The sequence below is a fragment of the Caulobacter sp. genome, assembly GCF_965279145.1.
In the GTDB taxonomy this organism is placed as follows: domain Bacteria; phylum Pseudomonadota; class Alphaproteobacteria; order Caulobacterales; family Caulobacteraceae; genus Caulobacter.
On the sequence record NZ_OZ257139.1, the window covers coordinates 1,360,526 to 1,379,470 of the forward strand.

Consider the following 18,945-nt stretch of genomic DNA (forward strand, 5'->3'; position numbering starts at 1 on the left):
ATCTGATGGTTTCAATCAGATCGGCAAGGGCTCTATTTCAACAGCTTATGCCATGGCCGGCGGGGTGTGGCCGTCGTGGTCCAGGGCGTCGTAAAGCGCCTGTTCGAGCTTGAGGAAATGGGCCTCCCAGGTCCAGTTCTCCAGAACGTAGCGCCGGGCCTCCTGGCCCATGGCGACCGCCTGGTCCGGCGCCTGCAGGAATCGGATCACCCCCGCCGCGAAGGCCTCCGGATCGTCGGCGATGACCAGGGTGCCCGCCGGGGCCTGGATGCCCTCGTTGGAGACGCTGGTGGCCACTACGGCCTTGGCCGAGGCCATGTACTCGATCAGCTTGTTCTGCATGCCCCCGGCGGCGCGCACCGGGTTAACGCAGACGGTGGCCGAACGGATGATCGGACCCACGTCCGGCACCGAGCCGGTCACCGTGACGCCGTCGCGACCGTCGAGGGCGCGGATTTCCGCCACGGGGTCGCGGCCCTGGATGATCAGTTCGGCGTCGGGGACGGCGGCCCGCACCTGGGGCCAGCAGGTCTCGAGAAACCACTGGATGGCCTGGATGTTGGGCTTGTAGAGCATGCTGCCCGAGAACACGACGCGTCCGGGAACCAGCTCCTCGGGGGCTGCGGGCAGGAAGCGGTCGGTGTTGGTGCCGTGGGCGCCGTAGACCCAGTTGTCGATCGGCGCCAGCCCCTCGGCGGCGCAGACGTCCTTGATCGCCTCCACATCGCGCGGCCCGATGAGCACGCTGCGCGTGAAGTCCTTCCAGACGTGGGCCTCGAAGCGACGCAGCAGGCGCCACTCGATCCAGTAGATGAAGCGCTTGGCCAGGCCCGTCTCGTTGCGGAAGATGCGCTCGGTGTTCAGCGTCTGCGACAGCTGCATGGCCAGGAAGGACACCACGCGCCGGCCCTGGATGAGGCTGGCCTTCTTGGAGTGGAAGAGGCCTCGCACCACCGGGGCGCTGCGGATGTAGTAGACATAGGCGACGTCGTATTCGCCGCGCTTGACGGCGCTGGAGACCGCTCGCTCCATCTTGCCGTTGCGGAAGAAGCCCACCTGCAGAGGCTGCCCCCTGAGCAGGGCCCGCGCCACGCCCCAGGCCGCCCGGAGGAGGGAATGGGAGTAGAGGTTCACGTTGCGGCAGACGCCGCGCAGCCAAGCCTCCTGCTTGTCGTTCATCTCCCCACCCACGTTCAGGGTGAAAAAATCGACGTTATGGCCGCGCGCCTTGAGGAAGCTGAGCAGGTGGGCGACCGTCAGTTGGTCGCCCCGCATCATCGGAAAAGGCACGCGGCTATAGGCGAACGCAATGTTCAGCGGTCGCGGAGCCGCGTCGCAGCACATCTGCTTTGGTAGGTCCGTTGGCAACGACCGCCGCCCCCTTGAAAGAACCGGTTCCAGAGCGCGTCTGGGTCAAGCTTGTGCGGACGACCCTAACGCGCCAGGTCCCTTTTCCGACAGACCAGAAAAGGCTGTCGCACCGAAAATGTCTCGTGATCTGATCCAAGGCCCCCGGGATGGCCTTCCGGGAGCGCCGTCTAGGCCAGGGCGCCGATGTCGATCTTACGCTTGGTCTTCAGCGCCAAGCCCTTGGAGCGGGCGGAGGTGTCGACGACCAGATCAAACTCCGTAGCCTCGGCGGTCTGTTGGTCGATCAGCAGCTCGCCAAGGTCGGGCAGGTGCTGGAACGAGTAACCCAGGTTCTGGCCCAGCAGGTTCTTGGGCTCCACGAAGGGGTCCAGGATCGACAGCTTGTAGCCGCCCTGCAGGAACTTGCGGGCCAGGTCGATGTTGGGGCTCTCGCGCAGGTCGTCGCTGTCCTTCTTGAAGGACACCCCCAGCATCAGCACGCGCGCGCCTTCGGCCAGGTCCTTGACGCACATCTCGAAGAGGAAATGCTTGTGAGCCTCGTTGCTGCGGATCAGCGAGTCGACCACGTGGGCCGAGGCGCCGACATCGCCGGCGATATATTGCAGCGCCCGCACGTCCTTGGGCAGGCACGAGCCGCCGAAGGCGCCGCCCGGACGCATGTAGTAGGGCGAGATGTTGAGCTTGGTGTCGGAGATGAAGATCTCGTGGACCTTGGTCGCGCTGATGCCCAGGCGCACGCAGACCCGACCGACCTCGTTGGCGAAGGCCACCTTCAGGGCGTGGAAGGTGTTGTCCACAAACTTGGTGAACTCCGCCTCGCGATAGCCCACGTAGAACACCGGGGCGTCCAGGCCCTCGTTGACGATGTCCATGTTCTTGTTGGGCTTGCCGTCATGAGTGCCGATGACGATCTTGGGCGGCGAGAAATAGTCCTTGATGGCGCTGGATTCCCGCAGGAACTCCGGATTGTAGACCAGCTCGATGACGCCGACCTTGTCGCCCATCACCCGCCTGAAGATCGGATAGACCAGCTCTTCCAGCGTGCCGGGGCGGATCGTGCTGCGATAGACCACGGTCAGCGGCCGGCTGCGGTCCTTGTCGACCGCCGTGGCGATCTGGCGCGACACCTCGGCGATATAGCTCATGTTGTGCGAACCGTCCGGGGCGCTGGGCGTGCCCACGCAGACGATGGCCATGTCGCAATCGGCCAGGCGGTTCTCGATGGCCGAGAAGCAGGTCAGCTTGCCGTCGGCCACGGCGGTGGCGATCAGCTCCTCCAGGCCCGGTTCGCTGATCGGCGACTTGCCGGCCATGACCGTCGCCAGCTTCTGTTCGCTGACATCGAAACCCACGATCTCATGGCCGCTCTTGGTGAGGCAGGCTGCGGCGGTCAAGCCAACATAGCCAAGACCGAAAATACCGATCTTCATAAAATCCCCGTCTCTACCAATATGTCACGAGAGCTTGGCGTACGAGTAGCGCCGAGTGTCATTTGGCATAAGTCTGATCTGTCAACAAATGCCTTCTGGCCATTGCAACAACAATAGCGCGACCTTGCGTACGCGCAGGCGTTCAGACTATGGGATGACCCGATTTGTGGCGACTCCAACGAAGATGCCGGCCCCAATGACAGGACGCAAAAATATTCTTTACGAAGTTTGGCTAGGGCCTGTGTTTCGTTGGGGAATTCCCAAACCGGTGATTGTCTGACTCGTAGGGGCCGGCTGACGCGACGCTATGGCCCGCAGGACGACAAATGGGATCGGATCAAGGATTTCCTGCCGGGCCGAAAAGGCCAGCAGACGCATCGCCGGGGACTTCCTGCGCCACCTCACTGCGGCTGCGCCCTACAAGATCTACACCGTGCTGACCGACAATGGCGCGCACTTCACCACGCCAGCCGCCGGTGGCTCAGCGGTCCCCGAGATCAAGCTGGCCCTTTAGCGCGGCGAGCCGGTCCGGGCCCATGGCTTCGAGCTGGCCTGCGTCCAGGCCGACACCGATCATCGCCTCACAAGCCCAAGCATCCCGGGACCAACGGCCAGGTCGAGCGGATGAACAAGACCATCAAATAACCGACCGTCAAACGCTTCTACTGCGAGATCCACGACCAGCTTCGTCCCGCCTCGGCGACTTCATCGACGCCTACAACTTCGCTCGCCGCCTCAAGACCCTGCAGGGCCTCACCCCCTACGAATACGTCTGCGAAATCTGGACAAAAGAGCCCGCCAGATTCAAGGCCCATCCAATCCCTCAACGTCCGGGACTAAATATCTAGAGAAGCCAGCCGCTGAAATTGGTCTGATTGCCGACGAGCAGCAGCATCGCGTCCGCCTTGCCGTCGCCGTTCACGTCGAAAGAAGCCGTGGTGATGTTCGCGCCGGCGTCGTAGCTGATCAGGAGTTCGGCCGGCTTGTTGCTGAACGCGGTAACAATCTGGAACGCCTGATCCCCGCTGACCAGCGTGTTGGCGTCGAAGGCCCGCACATCGATCGTATCGCCAGCGCTCAGGTCCATAATGGTGTCCGGCCTGGCGACCGTCGTGTCCGACAGGGCGGAGGTGTATACAAAGGCATCATTACCGGCGCCGCCGGTCATCTTGTCCGCGCCTTCGTTGCCGAAAAACCGGTCATTGCCGGCCCCGCCATCCATGGTGTCGTCGCCAAAGCTGGCGTAGAGGCGGTCATTGCCGTCGCCGCCCGAGAGGTAGTCATTGCCGTTGCCGGCGTTGATGATGTCGTCGCCGGCTTCGCCATACAAGACGTCGTCGCCACCCTCGCCGTTCAGGGTGTCATTGCCGTCGCCGCCTGCGCAGTAGTCATTGCCGTTGCCGGCGTTGATGATGTCGTCTCCGGCGTCGCCATAGAGGAGGTCGTCGCCGGCATCGCCGTTCAGGGTGTCGCTGCCCGCGCCGCCGCTCAACGTGTCATTGCCCGCGCCGCCATAGATGGTGTCGGCGCCGTCGCCGCCAGACAGCCAGGTGTCGGCGCCGTCGCCGCCATAGATGAGGTCGTCGCCGGCGCCGCCAAAGATAGAATCCGCGCCGCCGTCGCCGGAGAGCGTGTCGGCGCCGTTATCGCCCGAGATCACATCGTCGCCGTCTCCGCCGTAAATGCGGTCGTTGCCGTCGCCGCCGGACAGCCATTTGTCGTTTCCGGCGCCGCCGTAGATCACATCGTTACCCATGCCGCCGTAGATTTCGTCGACGCCGCCGTCGCCGTACAGCGTGTCGTCGCCGTTGTCGCCCGTGATCCCATCGTCGCCGTCTCCGCCATAAATGCGGTCGTTGCCGTCGCCGCCGGACAGCCATTTATCGTTTCCGGCGCCGCCGTAGATCCCATCGTTACCCTTACCGCCGTAGATTTCGTCGACGCCACTGGTCCCGTAAAGGTAGAGGTCGTCGCCGTCCGTGCCCATCACGGTGCTGACGGCTTTGGTCAGGGCGCTGGCCACGGCCGTCTTAGCGCTCGCGGTGACGCCGGAAACGGCGTTCAGGACGCTGTCGTCCGGCTTCGACGAGTAGACGTGGACATAGTCGACCAGCAACTGGGCGGTCTTGAACTGGCTCGGGTCGACATCACCGGGCATGGGGCCACCGATCGCCAGATTCAGGATCATGAACATCGGCGTGTTCATGCCGGCCGGGGTGGCGATCTTGTAAACCGGCACGCCGTCGAAGTACCAGGTGATGTCGTCCTTGGTCCAATCGACGCCATAGGTGTGGAAACCGGCCGTCATGTCGGTGAGGAAGGCCGACTGACCCGTGGTCATTCCACTTGACGTGTTGTCGTGCAGAGTGGTGATCAGCTTTGTCGGATCCTGGCCGATCATCTCCATGACGTCGAGCTCGTACGAGTTCGTCATATCGGCGTTGACCAGCCAGAAGGCGGGCCACGCACCCTTCCCCGCCGGCATCTGAGCCCGGATCTCAAAGTAGCCGTATGTCTGGCTGAAGCTGTGCGCGGTGTTGAGCTGGCCGGACGTGTAGGCTGAGTTGTTGACCAGCGACGCGATCGAGGGGTCCGTGGCTGTAGCAGTGATCGTCAGGACCCCGTCCTTCACCGTCCAGGGCTTCACGCTGCTGGTCGGCGCGTAACGGGAGTCGATGTACCATTCTTGCTCGCCCGGAAAGCGCGAACCGTTGGCGGTGCCCTGCCAATAATAGGAGGTTTCCCACGTACCCTGGCTGCCGTTCCAGAGGCTCAGATTGTTGAAATCGTCACTGAAGGTCAGAACCGCGGTGGCCGACGATGTCATGCTAAATCTCCCGTTCAAGGGAGAAGTTATTATCGATCTGTGAATATAGGTCTGATCAACGCGGCTAAAAAGCTCTATGCAAGATCGGTAAACCTAGAATTTACCATAAACAAATTGCAAATATTTTGAAGTTAATATTTAAAAAACTTCATGTTTTACTCCACTCAGCCCTAACAACTTCGGTAACGCATTGGCGTAACTCTGTTATACTAAAGGTGTGCGACAGCTTAATCCCCGCGACGTGTCGACCCACACCCCATGCGTTCAGAGCTAGCAAGATGAACTCGGACGCGATCGCGGCGATCACCGCGCCAGGCAAACCCCACACCGGAAGGAGGACGATGTTGATCGCCACGCTGGCGACTGCGCTGATCCCCGCATAGGTGACGCGGCGATGCACATTCTGTCCCTGGACCAATACGGCGCTGTAGGCGCTTTGCACGAACCGCAGGGGAATGGTCAGCGAAAGCCAGGCAAGGACGGTGGCTGCGGCGGCGTACTTGGGACCAAAGATCAACGGCATCGCATAGCGGGCCCCCAACGCCGTGCAGACCATTCCGACAAGGCCGATGATCGCCATGGTCGCGACCGAAAGATGCAGAACTCCCCGAAAGGCGGCGGCGTCATGCTCGGCCCATCGACAGATGCGCCCCATGAGGAATTTGGTGAAGATTATGTTCGGCACCAGATGGATCGCGGCGATGATCAGGAGCGCGCTGTTGAACATCGCCGTCTGCTCGGGCCCAAGCACGGCGGAGATGATCAGGATCACGCTCTGGAAGTAGACGATATAGAAGATCGTGATCAGGGCGAACGGGAAGGCGCGTCGCCCGGTCTCGAGCATGCTCGGCGGACGCCTCTTGACGTCGGCCGCCCCCTCAGTGGGCGCGACGTGCCCCGCTAGCCTGACATGGCCATGCACGAACTGCCAGACGACCAACAGAGTTTGGGCCAGAAGCAACAGGCCGATCGCGGCGTACCCGAGGAGCACCGCGTCAAGGGTAAGCGCATGGGCCAGCATCAGCAGGGCGGCGATCAGAAAGCGACCGACCTGCGAAACCGACTGCCAGATCGCCAATCGGCCGAAGCGTTCTTCGAGCTGGTGCTTTACGGAAATGATCTCGACGCCACACTGGCCCAGAAGCATCAAGGCGCATAGCGGCACCACCCCCCAGGGACGATCCATCCCGATCTGGGCGAAGAACAGGAAATAGACCGCCAAGCCCACAAGGCTGGCAAGATTGGTTACCGCGAGCAGCTTAACCGACGGCCACACCCATCGATAGCCCCCGCGCCCCTCCGCCCCGAACGCCTGCACCCAGAACCAGTTCACGCCGAAGGTGGCGATCGGCGACAGCAGATTCACGGCGGCGAGCACCGTGGCGAGATGACCATAGTCGGCCACGCTAAGCGCGCGGGCCAGCAGGAGTTGCGTTGCGAAGGCGAACCCCGCCGAACCAAAGGTGCCACCGAACAGCAACAGCAGCGGCCCCAGTCGCGCAGCGGCGCGAGCAAGGCGACCAGAAGGCAGGTCCTGAACTTGGTTCATCGAGCGTCCGCGTGTCGAGGCGCCGCGCGCTCATACGCCACGTGTGGCGCCGGGCGCCGAACTATCCGATAGTAATCGTGCTGTTGACCAGCGCATGCTGGTCGGGCCGTGATGCGGACCTCTAGCGAAAGATTCAACGTCAAAAAATGACCCACGAAGTCCACGAAGTGTTCAGCCCGAAGATGTCCAAGTCGCGAAGACTCCTTCGGCTTGTCCTCGGGGCTCTGGACCCCCGCGCCTATTTGCATCTTATCCGGATCGTGAACTACTACAATCACACCCACGTCGTCCCGCGGCGCAAGGTCAGGATGGGCGCCGACTGTGCGATCGCGCCGGATGTCAACTTCGCGCACGGCGAGCGGATCAGCCTTGGAAGTCGGGTCAATATCGGCCCGCGCTGCCACATCTGGGCAGGACCTTCCACAAGCGAGATTCGATTGGCCGACGACGTGCTGCTCGGTCCCGAGGTGCTCATCACCGCCGCGACCTACGACTACAATCGCGGCTCACCCGTCAATGCCCAGCCGATGAAGGAGCGCGATATCGTGATCGGCCGCGATGTATGGATCGGTTGCCGCGCCATCGTTCTGGCCGGCGTGACGATCGGCGACGGATGCGTGATTGGCGCAGGATCGATCGTGACCAAGGATCTACCGCCGGGGTCGGTGGCCGTCGGTGCGCCAGCGCGTGTGGTCCACTCCAGGCCGGGCTTCGCGTGAAATGACTTTTGATCCTCTTCTCCGACGTCGGGTCCTGAAGGGCCTGACTACGGTTTCGCTGGTCGGCGCTGCGCTCGCGAGGCCCTACCTGGCGCGTGCGGCGCCAGGGAACGCGGCGGCGCGCAAGCTGCTGAATGGCGTCAAGTCGGCCAAACCCACGACGGTCATGGCGTCACCGCCGTCGATAGTCGCCAAACCGGACTGGGCGGGATCGACGATCTCGGGCGTCTATCGCAGCGAAATGAAGCCGATGATCCGCCCCGATAGTCCGCTGCTGCGTCAAGTCTCGGGCAATCTCCGACAGATGCCACGGGATCCAGCCGCGTTCACCGCCGGCTACATCAGCCATGACGCGGGCGGCGGCCCCGTGAGTGGCTTCTCCAATGGATGGGGTATCGCCTTCCTGTTCTCGGGCTATGGCTTCGACTTCGCGCTCAACGGCTACTACTACGGAGGTCCGAAGCGTTTTCTCATCCGGATCAACGGTCAGTGGACACAAGCGGAGGACAGCGTCAGCCAGACCGAGCAGGTCGCCGTCGTGCAGGTTACCTTCCCCAGCCCGGTGAAAAACGCTCTTGTCGAAATCTTCTTTGGCGAAGCGATCTATCTGTACGGCTTCAATGTCGATGCCCGAGCCAACATAACCGCCCCGCCGGTCGATCCCGCCGAAATCCGGGCCGTCATGCTCGGCGACAGCTACGCACAAGGCTATAACGGCCGAACGCGCCGCTCGGGACTCCCGCATAGGCTCGGCGAGGCGCTCGGCGTTCGAAACATCGTCGCCTCGGGCGTCGGTTCGCAAGGGTGGGTCGCCGCACAGGCCGGCCGTACGCAGTTGGATCGCATCCTTCTGGGCGACCTCGACCGCTTCGGGCCTCTAGATCTCGTGGTTCTCTATGGCTCAGTCAATGACTGGCGGTCGCCCGAGGCGTTGATCCGAGGCAATGTCGCCAAGGGCGTCAAGGCGGCTTCAGAACGACACCCAGAGGCGATCAAGTTGTTCCTGTCCAGCTTCTCCGCCGACGGCGCGGTCGTCTCGCCGTCACGCAACGCCGCCGCCCGAGACGCGGCCCTTGCGGGTGGGGATGACCGCACGGTGGTTCTGGATCTCTTCGCGCTCGGGCTGCCGAGAATTCGTGGCGACCGCACGGTCGATAGGACGCACCCGAACGAGGACGAGTGCCGCGATCTGGCCCAGGCTATCGCCAAGGCGTTCGCTGAGCGCCTGACCAAGATGACCTAGGGCCGGCGCGCGGCGCCGCCTTGAACACCCGCCCTTTCCACGCAAGGAACGTCATGTCCGCCCCCCCTCTTCGCCAACTGTCCGGCAAGCCGATATCACGCCTGGGCATTGGCTGCAGCCGAATCGGGTCCTTCAACAACGACACGCCGATCGCGGAGACCCGGGTCATGCTGGCCGAGGCCTTGGACCTGGGAGTCACCGTCTTCGACACGGCCAACATCTATGGCCAGGGCGACAGCGAACGGGAACTGGGACGCCTGCTCAAGGGACGGAGTGAGCAGGCTTTCGTCGTGACCAAGCTGGGCAAACGGTTCTCGATGAAGATGCGGCTGCTTCGGCCCGTGAAACCCCTGATCAAGGCCGTTCTGCCGAAGGGCGGGCGCGCGGCGGTCACCCAAGCGCGCGACTCGTCGATGGATCCAGACGACTACCGGCCCGAGACCTTCGCACCGACCCTGAAAGCGTCGCTACGCCGGCTGGGGATGGATTGCATCGACGGCCTGATGCTGCATGGCCCGCGCGCGCCCGTGCTTTCCGACGGCGCCGTCCCAGAGGCCCTGGCCGGGCTGGCCAAGCAAGGCCTCGTCCGCCACTGGGGCGTTTCGGTCGACACCGAGGAAGAGCTCCGGCTGGCGCTCGCCATGCCGGGACTGTCGATTCTCCAGATCCCGCTCGACCTGATCGAGGCGATCGCGGGCTCTCCCCTTGAACAAGCCGTGCGCGCGTGCGGCGCCGTCGTCTTCGCCCGTGAGGTGATGCGGTTTCAGCCCGACCTCTCGCCGCCTCAGGCGGTCGCGAGAGCCGCGACCTTTCCGATCATCGACTGCGTGCTGGCCGGCGTTTCAAGCCGCAAGCACATGCGCGAGTTGGTAGCGACGATCCGGAGCTAAGACGAGCGCCCATGCGCAGGGCCAGGCTCAAGTCGAACCGCGCGCCACTCGAGGTTTGAGAACAGGACGCAAGGCGGCGAGGATCGGCTTCTCAAGCAGCAGATGAGTCATCACGCCTGCGACTCCGACCGAGATCAACACCAGGACCAGCAGCGTCGCGTCGAGCGCCGGTCCCAAATCGGGCAGTCGCCCCCGGACCAGATCCGCCGCCTTTATGACGAACGGATGGGTCAGGTAGATGGAGTAGCTGGCTTCTCCCAGCAGAAGCGGAATTCTCCATCCCGCCGACGCCGACGCCGACGGCTGCTCCAGCCATAGCGCCACGGCCATGATGGCGATCGCCGGGAGACCCCATTTGACCACCCGATGTAGGTGAGGCCACGCGCTGTCGCCCAGAACCAGAACGCCGAACATCGTGGCGCCCAGCAGAAGGAGGCTGATGCGGCGGCCAGCCGATAGGGGCCCGGCGGGGGAGCGAAGGCGATAGACCAGACTCAGCCACATCCCCGCGACGAACTCGATCATCAGGGGATCGGTGTAGGTCTGCATCGGGGCCCCACGGGGCGGCGACACCAGGCCCAGACCGACAAGAGCCAGAAGCGCCGCGCTGACGACGGCCAGGCGCAACACCTCGCGCCGGATCAGCAGAGCCGCCGCGAACACCAGGTAGAAGAACATCTCGTTGTTCAGGGTCCAGCCGACAAACAGGACCGGATGGACGGCGCCCGAACCGTCGAAATAGGGGATGAACAGCAGGGACTTGATCAACATCGCCCCGGTCGGCGGCCCGGCCGCGCCGGCAAGCCCCGGAGTGACTAGGGCCATCGCGAACAGGAAAAGCGTGATGAGCCAGTAGATCGGCGCGATGCGGACAACTCGCTTGGCCATGAACGCGCCCGGTCGCCCGAAATCGCCCTGCCGGCTGACATGCGCAATGATGAAGCCGCTGATGACGAAGAAGATATCGACCCCGGCGTTGCCGAAATCGACGGGCATGACGCTCTCGATCGGCGTCAGCACTCGCGCGTGATAGAAAACCACCAAGTAGGCGGCGATGGCGCGCAGGACCTGGACGTTCTTGAGCACGCCGCCACGGTCGCCGCGCGTCTCAACGACAGCTTGCTGAGTCATGACCCGGCCTCGTTTCTCGACAAGAGGCCGGCCCCGGCCTGGCGCGCGGTGGCCCAACGCAGGAAGGGCTTCTCCACCAGCTTGTGGACGGCGACGCCCACCGCCGCGCTGATCACGATCGAGACGACCATCACGATCGCAAACTGAACCGGACCCGTCAGCGGGGCCCGCTTCAGCACGATCTGGACAACCGGCAGGGTCAGGGTGTGAGTCAGGTAGATCGCATAGCTCGCGTCGCCCAGTAGCTTCATAGCCGGCCAGCGCGGCAGGCGCGGCTCGAGCGCGACGGCGCCCAGGACGACGGCCGCAGCGGCGATGGCTCGCCCCACGATCGCGTCCGGCGCATTCCCGGCCCAGACCAGATAGGCGAACCCGAGCGGCGCAAGCGCGCCCAGGGTCAAGGGCGCGGCCTTGGACGCCGTGGCGGAGACCCCCGCGACGGCGATCCAGAGGCCCAGCACGAACGGCAGCAGCTGGAGGCTGGTGTAGGTCCCCGGCGCCGCGCCTTCGGGGGAGAGCCACAGGCCAAGCGCCATCAGGAGAAGGATGATCGCGGAGGTCGCGGCCGCCGGCCTGCGAACCAACAGGCCCACGGCGAAGACGGCGTAGAAGAACACTTCGAAATTCAGCGTCCACCCCGGAACCAGATAGGGCCAGACGCCGGGGGCGAGCGGGCTTTCGTGGGGAACGAACAGCAGCGACAGGACCACATGGCGGATCAGGTCCGGGGTCAGGGCCTCACCCTTGGTCGTCACCTGCAGGCCTAGCATCACAAGCGTCGCGGCCCAGTAGAATGGCGCGATCCGCAAAAAACGCCGCCAGGCGAACGCGCCCACGGTTTCGTCGCGCGCGGCCCAGAACATGATGAAGCCGCTGACCACGAAGAAGATGTCGACTCCCGTCGCCCCCCACGTGGCGTCATGCATCGGATTAAACAGCCAGGTCGCCGGATTGCGGGCGTGATGCGCCACGACCATCAGCGCGGCGATCGCGCGTAGATACTGAATCGACAGCAGCGGCCCGGCGCGCGGTGAGGAATTGGCGACCAACGGCGATGCCCCTCGCAAGGTGTCGCTAAGCGCCACCGCGTCCCCGTACGTGGACCTTCACCGGCGGCGCGGCGTATTCCGGCACCCGTTTGGGCTTGGGCGGCGCGGGGGGGAGCATGCAGCTGGCGACGAGGAATCCCAGGTTTGTCCACGTCAGCACCGCGATCGGGAAGCTGTTGGTGAACAGCACAGTCTCGAACGAATTGTGGACCAGCACCCCGCCAAGATAGACGCTCAGGATGACGCCCGCGGAGTCCACCGGCGCGGTAAACGCTCGATAGCCGATCGCCGCGACCAGCCCGAACACCACGATCAGGCCGACAAAGCCGCCCTGCAACCCGACATTGAGGAAGGCGTTGTGGGTCGAGAACGGGCGCCCCGTCACATCAGAGGCCCTGACCGTGGGACCATAGCCCAAGGGCGGCGCCTCGATGATGGCCTCGGAGATCGAGCCCCACATCTTCTGGCGGCCCGAAAGCATGGAGCGGCCGGTCTGCTTCCTGACCTCGGCGTCCACCAGCCGGAACTCCGGGATTTTCTGGTACTGGGTGTAGACGGCGATCGCGCCGACGCCGATGGAGACCGCCAGCAGGACGGGAATCAGCCGCGCCCAGCGCACCTTGACGAGATTCAGCAACGCCACGCCCAGCGGCATGGCCAGGCCCAGGGCCAGCATCAGGCGATGCCCCGTCGCCAGGGCGCCGCCCAACACCAGCACCGCCAGCAGCACCAGAGGCCCCGCGCCGCGCTCTCCGCGCGCATAGCCGCACAGGAAATTCAACATGGCGGTCGCGAAGATCACCCCGCCCAGTACGTTCTTTTCGCGCCCCGCCGGATTGAGCAGGGCCACAGCGGCGATGGCCAGGCACAGCAGCACGCAGACGACCTGCACGATGATCAGGTACTTGGGATAGTCCTTCGCGCGGTTGCGCAGCGCCCCGCCGACCAACAGCGCCGCCGAAGACAGCACGATGGTCGACACCGAGCGCAGGATCGTCTCCGGGCTGACGTCCGCCGGCGTGCTGGTCAGCGACAGCAACGTCACCCCGACATAGGCGAGCAGCACCCAGCCCACGCTCCCCAGCATGCGGGGCGCGGGATAGACCGAGCCGATGACCGCGAAGACCGCCGCCACGGCGATGGCCAGGTCCAGCCCCGGGCCGTTGGTCAGGTAGGAGTCGATGTTCGAGGCCGCCGAGACGCCGGCGAGCAGGCAGACGGCGGCGATCGACAGCGCCACGGGCCAGCGCGAGTTGTAGTCCGACTCCAGCGGCAGCTTCGACTTGGCGATCACCATGGCCCATTCTCTGACAGCATCGAAACCCCCGACCGCCCGCCTCCCGCGAGCGGTGAAACCCTAGAGCCTTTCCGGGGCGTAGGGAATCATTCGCGACGGATGATCGATCCCCTCGTCGCAACGCCGGCGCGCGTCAGGGTCGCGGGCCGGCGGAAGGGGCGGGAACTGGGACCGGAGCCAGTTGGTAGACGCGCACATAGTCGACCACGAAGGCATCCAGACCCGCCAGCAGCGGACTGGCGCCGCGCCAGTTGGCGCGATCGATCGGCTCGTCGGAGATCACGATCGACAGCGGAACCTGGCACACCCCGCCCGCCGCCGTCTCCCAGACCATGTCTCCGTCGATATAGAACCGGTAGAAGGTCGGCGACCACCACACCGCGTAGGTATGGAAGTTGAAATAATCGATCCGCTTCTGAGGCTTGAAGTTAGCGGTCTTTTCCTCGGGACCGTAACCGTCCCAATGCAGGTTAATCTCGATCCGTCCCGTGCGGCTCGGCGCTTCGAAGATGTCAATCTCGGTCCCGTCGCGCCCCTCGTCGCCGACCCTGTTGACTTCGGGCCCAGTCAGCCAAAACGCGGGGCGGTTGCCCGCCGGTATACCGGGCAGCTTGGCCCGGATCTCGAAATAACCGAACTTCCACCGGGCTCGCCCGCGTCCGTCGACGCCAGCGCCGGCCAGTCGGCCGTCCTTGCGCGTGGTCCGGAAGACCAAGTTGCCCTTACCGTCCAGCACGACGTTGTCGCGAAGGAACCAGCCGTCGCCGCGCGTTTTGTCAGGATGCACGAACCAGGCCTGCGGATCGATGCGCTCGCCGTTGAACTCGTCAGCAAACGCAAGACCCCAAGTCATGCCGTTAGGCGGTGGCGGTAGCGAGTCCATGGGATTTAACCTTCTCTGGGCGAGACGCTCAGTGATGATGACGGATGGAGGGAATTTTGAGTTAAAGCCTGCCTAAAGAATCATCGCTCCATATAGACAACGGCAAGAAGGCTTTCCTTTGACGGGATCTCGGCAAGGCTGAACGCCGCCTTGCCGTTCGCCGTCAATTTGCCAATGGACGCCAGTGGGCCGAAGCCGCTAAATCCGTAGCGGTCCGCGATGGCTAGGCCGCTAGGGATTTTCGCCTGGACCGAGAACTTATTGGGATTTCTATGTCGAACACCCCCGGACAGAGATCAGACGCTCGCTACACCTTTCCAAGCCTTCCTTGGTTGGTGGGCAGCGCGCTGCTCGCAACGTCGATCTTCCCAATTTTCCTCAATAACAATCCCGGGTTCACCCTTAGTGTTCAGCTGCTACTGCCCATGGCCGCCGTGCTTTTGGCAGGGCGCCAATTTATTCAGAATTTTTACTTTCAGGCTGCTGCCGCGGCCTATTTTTTGGTCTTAAGCGTCGTCAACGCTTGGCCGCTGCTATCGGCAGCAAAAGAAGCCTATCAAATCTTACACTTCTCACTTTCGGCCGCACTCCTCCTATTTGCATTCGACAAACGCCCGAAAGAAATGGCTCTCGCCGCCAAGGCTTTGGTGATTGCCAATGTGATGATGATTCCCGCCGTATTTCTTTTCAGATTCGTTCCCTCGATCGAGTCTGCATATGTGCGCTCGGACGTACTCAAGCTTTTCGTCAGCCCCACGGTGATTGAATGGTTTGGCGATGTTGGCAACAACGTCGCAGACCCCGATAAAGCCGCTGGGCTGCTCTACATGAATGGCAATCAGGCTGCAGGGTACTTTGTAGCCCTAGGATGCCTAGCCTATCTGGCTTTTCAGGGCCGTCTCAGGATTGCGTTTTCTGCTTTGATGTTCGCTGGCGTTTTTGCGACCGGTTCGAAGACGCCACTCTTCGCGGTCCCGATGGTTGCACTAACCGTTGCCTTCTTGATGTATACTAAAAGGATGCATGAAGCTCTTCGGTGGTTTTTTATCATCGTCATCCTGAGCCTAGCGACATTTTTCGACGTACTTTTCGGCTTCTCAGGAGAAGTCGGCGAAATTGATACATTCAAGATCCGACTTCGGCTGTGGGCTCGAGCCATTGAACATCTTAACGATTACTGGCTATTCGGCTCAGGCGAAAATTATTGGTATCAACTTTGGTACGATCAGGGCGCGCTTTACTTTACAAAACTCCCCGTTCACAACTACATTCTCCGAATTTTGATGATTGGCGGAATCGGCACCGCCATTTTGATCGTCTCTCAACTCGTACTCATTGAGAGAAAAATCGTTGCACTTGAACACAAGTACGGAACTAGGGTGTATTTCGGATTTGCAGCATTTATGTATATCGCGATCTACTCTCTTGTTGAGAATTTTACCATATTTGGCGACAGTAGAGTTGGCATTGTGCTCGCGTGCTGCTACGCACTTTCGACGACCGATCCATCGAAACTATTCGGATCCTCTACAGTCACGCGTAGACGAGCGCGTATTCCTGTCAAAGTACGTACTCGCAACGCACCCAGCAGTATTTGATTGCTGATTCAAAGAAGCTGCTTGGGAAGCAATCGCGCAAACGCTGTGCGCCTCGCCCACGCAGCACGACTGACACTGGTCGTCTTTCTGGTTCAATAGGAGACCGCATGGCCGAGGCGAAAACCCCCAGCGACCGCGGCAGGATTGATAACCTTCAGATCCTGCGGGCGGTTGCGGCCTTGGCTGTCGTCGTGAGCCATTCCTGCGGCGATGTGATCGACATCTTCGGCGCGGGCTCCGCAATACCGCCGTTGCCGGGCCAGTTTGGCGTCGAGATATTCTTCGTCATCTCGGGTTTCATTATTTGGCATATCGCGAGCCGGGATTTCTCGAAGCCGGGAGCGTGGAAGCACTTCGCCTGGAACCGGGCCTGGCGTGTCATTCCGCTCTACTGGCTGACGACGCTGGCCTATATCGCGATCGGTCGATTGGTCCCGGGAGCGATCAATCGCGACGGTTTCGAGTGGACGCACGTCCTGGCGTCCTTCGTCTTCATCCCGGTGCAAGGCCCCTCGGGGTCGATGAGCCCGATCTATTCGCTCGGATGGTCGCTGAACTACGAGATGTTCTTCTACGCCATAATGGCCTGCCTGCTTGGGCTCCGGGCCCGGACGGCGCTGATCGTGCTCAGCGTGGTGATGGTCGTGCTGGCGTCGCTTCATCCGTTCACGCCGGTCAACACCGCGCCTTGGGTCTGGACCCGGGCGTTTGTGATCGAGTTCCTGGCCGGGGTTCTGCTCTCGGCGCTGTGGGCCCGCTATGCGCGCAGACTGCCCGCGGGGCTGTTCCTACCCGGTCTGGCCGTCGCCCTCACGGCCATCATCGCCTATTTCCAGGCCTCGTTCGGACCCGCGCAGGTCGCCGCCTGGGCTGACGGCGCCGCCTATCCGCTGCGCCCGGAAACCATGGTGATGGCGGTCGGCCTGGTCGCCTTCGGCCTGTTCTGCGCCCAGCCGAACAAGGAGATCTGGATCCGCAAGCCGCTGAAGCTGATCGGCGACGCCTCGTTCAGCCTCTATCTGACGCACATGTTCGTGGTGCGGATCGCCGCCAAGGTCGCCGAGAAGGCGCACGTTGAGCGCTTCCTCTCGCCCCCGATCTTCTGGGCGATGCTTGTGCTGCTTTGCTGCGTGGCCGCCTATTTCAGCTACATGCTGATCGAGAAGCCCGGCGCGGATCTGGCGAAAACGCTGTGGCGGAAGTTCAACCGTCCGGCCGCCGCGGAGAAGGCGGCCTAGGCAAGGCCTTCAAGCGCTTAGACGCCCCTTCATGAAGCATCGGATGGCGTGGCGGAGCGAGAGGGCGCGCCCTCTCGCTCCGCCACGCAAAGAAATACTTGCGTCCCCATCAGCGCCTACTTTCGTTAGGCTCCGCAACGGGCGTATGCCTCACCTAGCTGCTTCCTAGAAAGCGCACACGATCTGAGTGACCGGCTCGATCAGAGAGAGAGCTGCGGACGCGGGAGAGAGGTCCCGACACACGACGGACGAATCGCTAACACCGAACTCTCAGGGGCGCAAACGGTGCTCGGGCGCAGCAGCGAGACCAGTGACGATCTCGCTGCCCTTTGCCGAATGCCGCCTATCGGACCAGAACGATCCCGAACGAGAGCTTGTTGACGTTGAAATTGCCACCCTTGAGCAGGCCCTTCGAGCTCTGCTCCATCCGCGAGAGGCCGGCCGTCAGGCCCAGGCCGCGGTTCAGCAGGTAGGTGGCGCTGGCGCCGAAGGTGGTCCGCTTGTCGTCGCGGTCCAGGCCGACGAAGTTCAGCTTGTCGCGGCCGACCGAGCCCGTGAGGATCAGGTTGCGCAGCAGCTCGTGGTCGACCTGACCGCCGAAGTGGGTGGCCAGGGCGCCGGCGGAGCCGACCAGGCCGCTGTCCTGCAGCTTGCGCTCGGTGTTCAGGGTGACCGTGGTGATCTGGGTCGGGAACCACTCCAGGGTGCCGCCGGCGCTGTAACCGGAGATGTCCTTGAAGGCGGCGCCTTTGAAGTCCTGCTTCAGCCAGCCCACGCCGATATCGGCGCGCAGGACGTTAGTCAGCTGGAAGTTGGCGCCGACCAGGAACTCGGCGCCCTTGGAGTCGCGATCCACGCCGCTGACCGCGGTCTTGAAGTTATTGGTGTTGTGCGTGACCTTGGTGAACAACGCCGTGTCCGGGGTCAGGGCGTAGTCAGCGCGGCCCGTCATCACGGTGATGTCGCGCTCGCGGAACTTCTGGCTGATCACCGCGCCGGCGGCCGTGCGGCCGTCGTCATAGGAGAAGTTGTCGCGATTGGCCGAGCCGGTCAGCCGTACGCGGTTGAACGCGCGGGTGGCGCCGAGATAGGCGCTGCGCTGGTCGAACTGGATCGGCTTGATCGACGCCGTGGGATTGCTGGACGCCGTGCGCTGCTCGACGAAGTGGCCCGCCGAGGCGCCGCCCGTGATGTTGGCGTCACGTAGCACGTCCAGACGGCCCCGCGCGCCGAGTTGCCAGCTGGCGCTGTTCTCTTCGCTGACCTTGGCGTAGCGATCGAACTCGGTCGAGGCGTTCAGCGCGATCTCGTTGCGAGCCCAGTTCGACTTGACCATGACCGACGGCGTCAGGGCCAGGTAGCTGGCCGACTTGGCGTTGGTGTTGGAGCCGTAGAGGTTGTCCGTGTGGATGACCTGGGTGGTCAGCTTGGGATTGACCAGGAACGCGCCGGCGCGGACGCCGAGCGGCTCATACTCAGGATGCGGGCGCTCGCGGACCGCGACGTTCTTGGTGCGCGAGAACGAATTGTTGGTCTGCGCAAAAGCCGGCGCGCTGGGCACGGCGACCATGGCCGCGACAACGATACCGACGCCAGCCCAGTTCAAGTTGCCCTGCATGCTCTAAACCCCCAAGAAGCCGTTCCACATAGCGACGTTGTCGCCTGGCCGCAACGGCCATCGCTAGAGCGCTTTCGATCTAAGTGCGCGCGGTTAAACCGC

At 63.1% G+C, this 18,945-nt stretch carries 14 protein-coding genes and 1 pseudogene; 6 read left to right on the forward strand and 9 right to left on the reverse strand.

Features of this window, described 5'->3' with window-relative positions; translation table 11 throughout:
- Positions 1-45: 45 nt before the first annotated feature.
- Both ACQY9P_RS06305 and ACQY9P_RS06310 read right to left on the reverse strand, forming a co-directional pair.
- Positions 46-1,290 (reverse strand): glycosyltransferase, encoded by a 1,245-nt coding sequence (locus ACQY9P_RS06305; RefSeq protein WP_421736134.1) that lies wholly within the window; start codon positions 1,288-1,290, stop codon positions 46-48.
- Positions 1,291-1,538: 248 nt separating this feature from the next.
- Positions 1,539-2,801, reverse strand: a complete 1,263-nt coding sequence (locus tag ACQY9P_RS06310; protein WP_421736135.1) for a nucleotide sugar dehydrogenase — start codon at positions 2,799-2,801, stop codon at positions 1,539-1,541.
- Between the two features lie 358 nt (positions 2,802-3,159).
- Here ACQY9P_RS06310 and ACQY9P_RS06315 point away from each other — a divergent pair.
- Positions 3,160-3,649 (forward strand): annotated as a pseudogene (locus tag ACQY9P_RS06315) (integrase core domain-containing protein); the annotation flags it as partial.
- On the opposite strand, the gene ACQY9P_RS06320 reads toward ACQY9P_RS06315, so the two are convergent.
- On the reverse strand, positions 3,646-5,628 hold the full coding sequence (locus ACQY9P_RS06320) for a family 16 glycosylhydrolase (RefSeq protein WP_421740086.1): 1,983 nt from the start codon (positions 5,626-5,628) through the stop codon (positions 3,646-3,648). The pseudogene ACQY9P_RS06315 and the gene ACQY9P_RS06320 sit on opposite strands and share 4 nt — an antisense overlap.
- A gap of 148 nt (positions 5,629-5,776) precedes the next feature.
- Positions 5,777-7,177, reverse strand: coding sequence for a lipopolysaccharide biosynthesis protein (locus tag ACQY9P_RS06325; RefSeq protein ID WP_421740085.1), 1,401 nt, complete (start codon positions 7,175-7,177; stop codon positions 5,777-5,779).
- A gap of 146 nt (positions 7,178-7,323) precedes the next feature.
- Here ACQY9P_RS06325 and ACQY9P_RS06330 point away from each other — a divergent pair, with 146 nt between their 5' ends.
- From ACQY9P_RS06330 to ACQY9P_RS06340, 3 genes are read left to right on the forward strand one after another with little or no spacing between them, the layout of a single operon-like run.
- The gene (locus ACQY9P_RS06330; protein WP_421740084.1) at positions 7,324-7,896 is read left to right on the forward strand and encodes an acyltransferase; all 573 of its coding nucleotides are present in this window, start codon (positions 7,324-7,326) and stop codon (positions 7,894-7,896) included.
- Between the two features lies 1 nt (position 7,897).
- Positions 7,898-9,139, forward strand: a complete 1,242-nt coding sequence (locus ACQY9P_RS06335; protein WP_421740083.1) for an SGNH/GDSL hydrolase family protein — start codon at positions 7,898-7,900, stop codon at positions 9,137-9,139.
- A gap of 53 nt (positions 9,140-9,192) precedes the next feature.
- Positions 9,193-10,029: an aldo/keto reductase gene (locus ACQY9P_RS06340; protein WP_421740082.1), complete on the forward strand. Its 837-nt coding sequence runs from the start codon at positions 9,193-9,195 to the stop codon at positions 10,027-10,029.
- 27 nt (positions 10,030-10,056) lie between these two features.
- Here the strand turns inward: ACQY9P_RS06340 and ACQY9P_RS06345 are convergent, their stop codons facing one another.
- From ACQY9P_RS06345 to ACQY9P_RS06360, 4 genes are all read right to left on the reverse strand, one after another.
- Complete coding sequence (locus ACQY9P_RS06345) at positions 10,057-11,160, reverse strand: acyltransferase family protein (RefSeq protein WP_421740081.1); 1,104 nt, start codon at positions 11,158-11,160, stop codon at positions 10,057-10,059.
- Entirely contained in the window at positions 11,157-12,209 is a 1,053-nt protein-coding gene (locus ACQY9P_RS06350; RefSeq protein WP_421740080.1) for an acyltransferase family protein, read from the reverse strand. Before ACQY9P_RS06350 ends, ACQY9P_RS06345 begins: the two co-directional genes overlap by 4 nt.
- Before the next feature lie 25 nt (positions 12,210-12,234).
- The gene (locus tag ACQY9P_RS06355) at positions 12,235-13,506 is read right to left on the reverse strand and encodes an O-antigen ligase family protein (protein WP_421740079.1); all 1,272 of its coding nucleotides are present in this window, start codon (positions 13,504-13,506) and stop codon (positions 12,235-12,237) included.
- Between the two features lie 133 nt (positions 13,507-13,639).
- The gene (locus ACQY9P_RS06360) at positions 13,640-14,389 is read right to left on the reverse strand and encodes a glycoside hydrolase family 16 protein (protein ID WP_421740078.1); all 750 of its coding nucleotides are present in this window, start codon (positions 14,387-14,389) and stop codon (positions 13,640-13,642) included.
- A 272-nt stretch (positions 14,390-14,661) separates the two neighbouring features.
- Here ACQY9P_RS06360 and ACQY9P_RS06365 point away from each other — a divergent pair, with 272 nt between their 5' ends.
- Both ACQY9P_RS06365 and ACQY9P_RS06370 read left to right on the forward strand, forming a co-directional pair.
- Entirely contained in the window at positions 14,662-15,987 is a 1,326-nt protein-coding gene (locus tag ACQY9P_RS06365) for an O-antigen ligase family protein (RefSeq protein WP_428151332.1), read from the forward strand.
- 107 nt (positions 15,988-16,094) lie between these two features.
- Positions 16,095-17,225, forward strand: a complete 1,131-nt coding sequence (locus tag ACQY9P_RS06370; protein ID WP_421740076.1) for an acyltransferase family protein — start codon at positions 16,095-16,097, stop codon at positions 17,223-17,225.
- Between the two features lie 343 nt (positions 17,226-17,568).
- Here the strand turns inward: ACQY9P_RS06370 and ACQY9P_RS06375 are convergent, their stop codons facing one another.
- Positions 17,569-18,843: an outer membrane beta-barrel protein gene (locus tag ACQY9P_RS06375; RefSeq protein WP_428151334.1), complete on the reverse strand. Its 1,275-nt coding sequence runs from the start codon at positions 18,841-18,843 to the stop codon at positions 17,569-17,571.
- Positions 18,844-18,945 lie beyond the last annotated feature (102 nt).

Coding starts and splice junctions, on each gene's coding strand:
- ACQY9P_RS06310 (WP_421736135.1), bottom strand. CDS start 2,801: ATGAAGATCGGTATTTTCGGTCTTGGCTATGTTGGCTTGACCGCCGCA.
- ACQY9P_RS06320 (WP_421740086.1), bottom strand. CDS start 5,628: ATGACATCGTCGGCCACCGCGGTTCTGACCTTCAGTGACGATTTCAAC.
- ACQY9P_RS06325 (WP_421740085.1), bottom strand. CDS start 7,177: ATGAACCAAGTTCAGGACCTGCCTTCTGGTCGCCTTGCTCGCGCCGCT.
- ACQY9P_RS06330 (WP_421740084.1), top strand. CDS start 7,324: ATGACCCACGAAGTCCACGAAGTGTTCAGCCCGAAGATGTCCAAGTCG.
- ACQY9P_RS06335 (WP_421740083.1), top strand. CDS start 7,898: ATGACTTTTGATCCTCTTCTCCGACGTCGGGTCCTGAAGGGCCTGACT.
- ACQY9P_RS06340 (WP_421740082.1), top strand. CDS start 9,193: ATGTCCGCCCCCCCTCTTCGCCAACTGTCCGGCAAGCCGATATCACGC.
- ACQY9P_RS06345 (WP_421740081.1), bottom strand. CDS start 11,160: ATGACTCAGCAAGCTGTCGTTGAGACGCGCGGCGACCGTGGCGGCGTG.
- ACQY9P_RS06355 (WP_421740079.1), bottom strand. CDS start 13,506: ATGGTGATCGCCAAGTCGAAGCTGCCGCTGGAGTCGGACTACAACTCG.
- ACQY9P_RS06360 (WP_421740078.1), bottom strand. CDS start 14,389: ATGGACTCGCTACCGCCACCGCCTAACGGCATGACTTGGGGTCTTGCG.
- ACQY9P_RS06365 (WP_428151332.1), top strand. CDS start 14,662: ATGTCGAACACCCCCGGACAGAGATCAGACGCTCGCTACACCTTTCCA.
- ACQY9P_RS06370 (WP_421740076.1), top strand. CDS start 16,095: ATGGCCGAGGCGAAAACCCCCAGCGACCGCGGCAGGATTGATAACCTT.
- ACQY9P_RS06375 (WP_428151334.1), bottom strand. CDS start 18,843: ATGCAGGGCAACTTGAACTGGGCTGGCGTCGGTATCGTTGTCGCGGCC.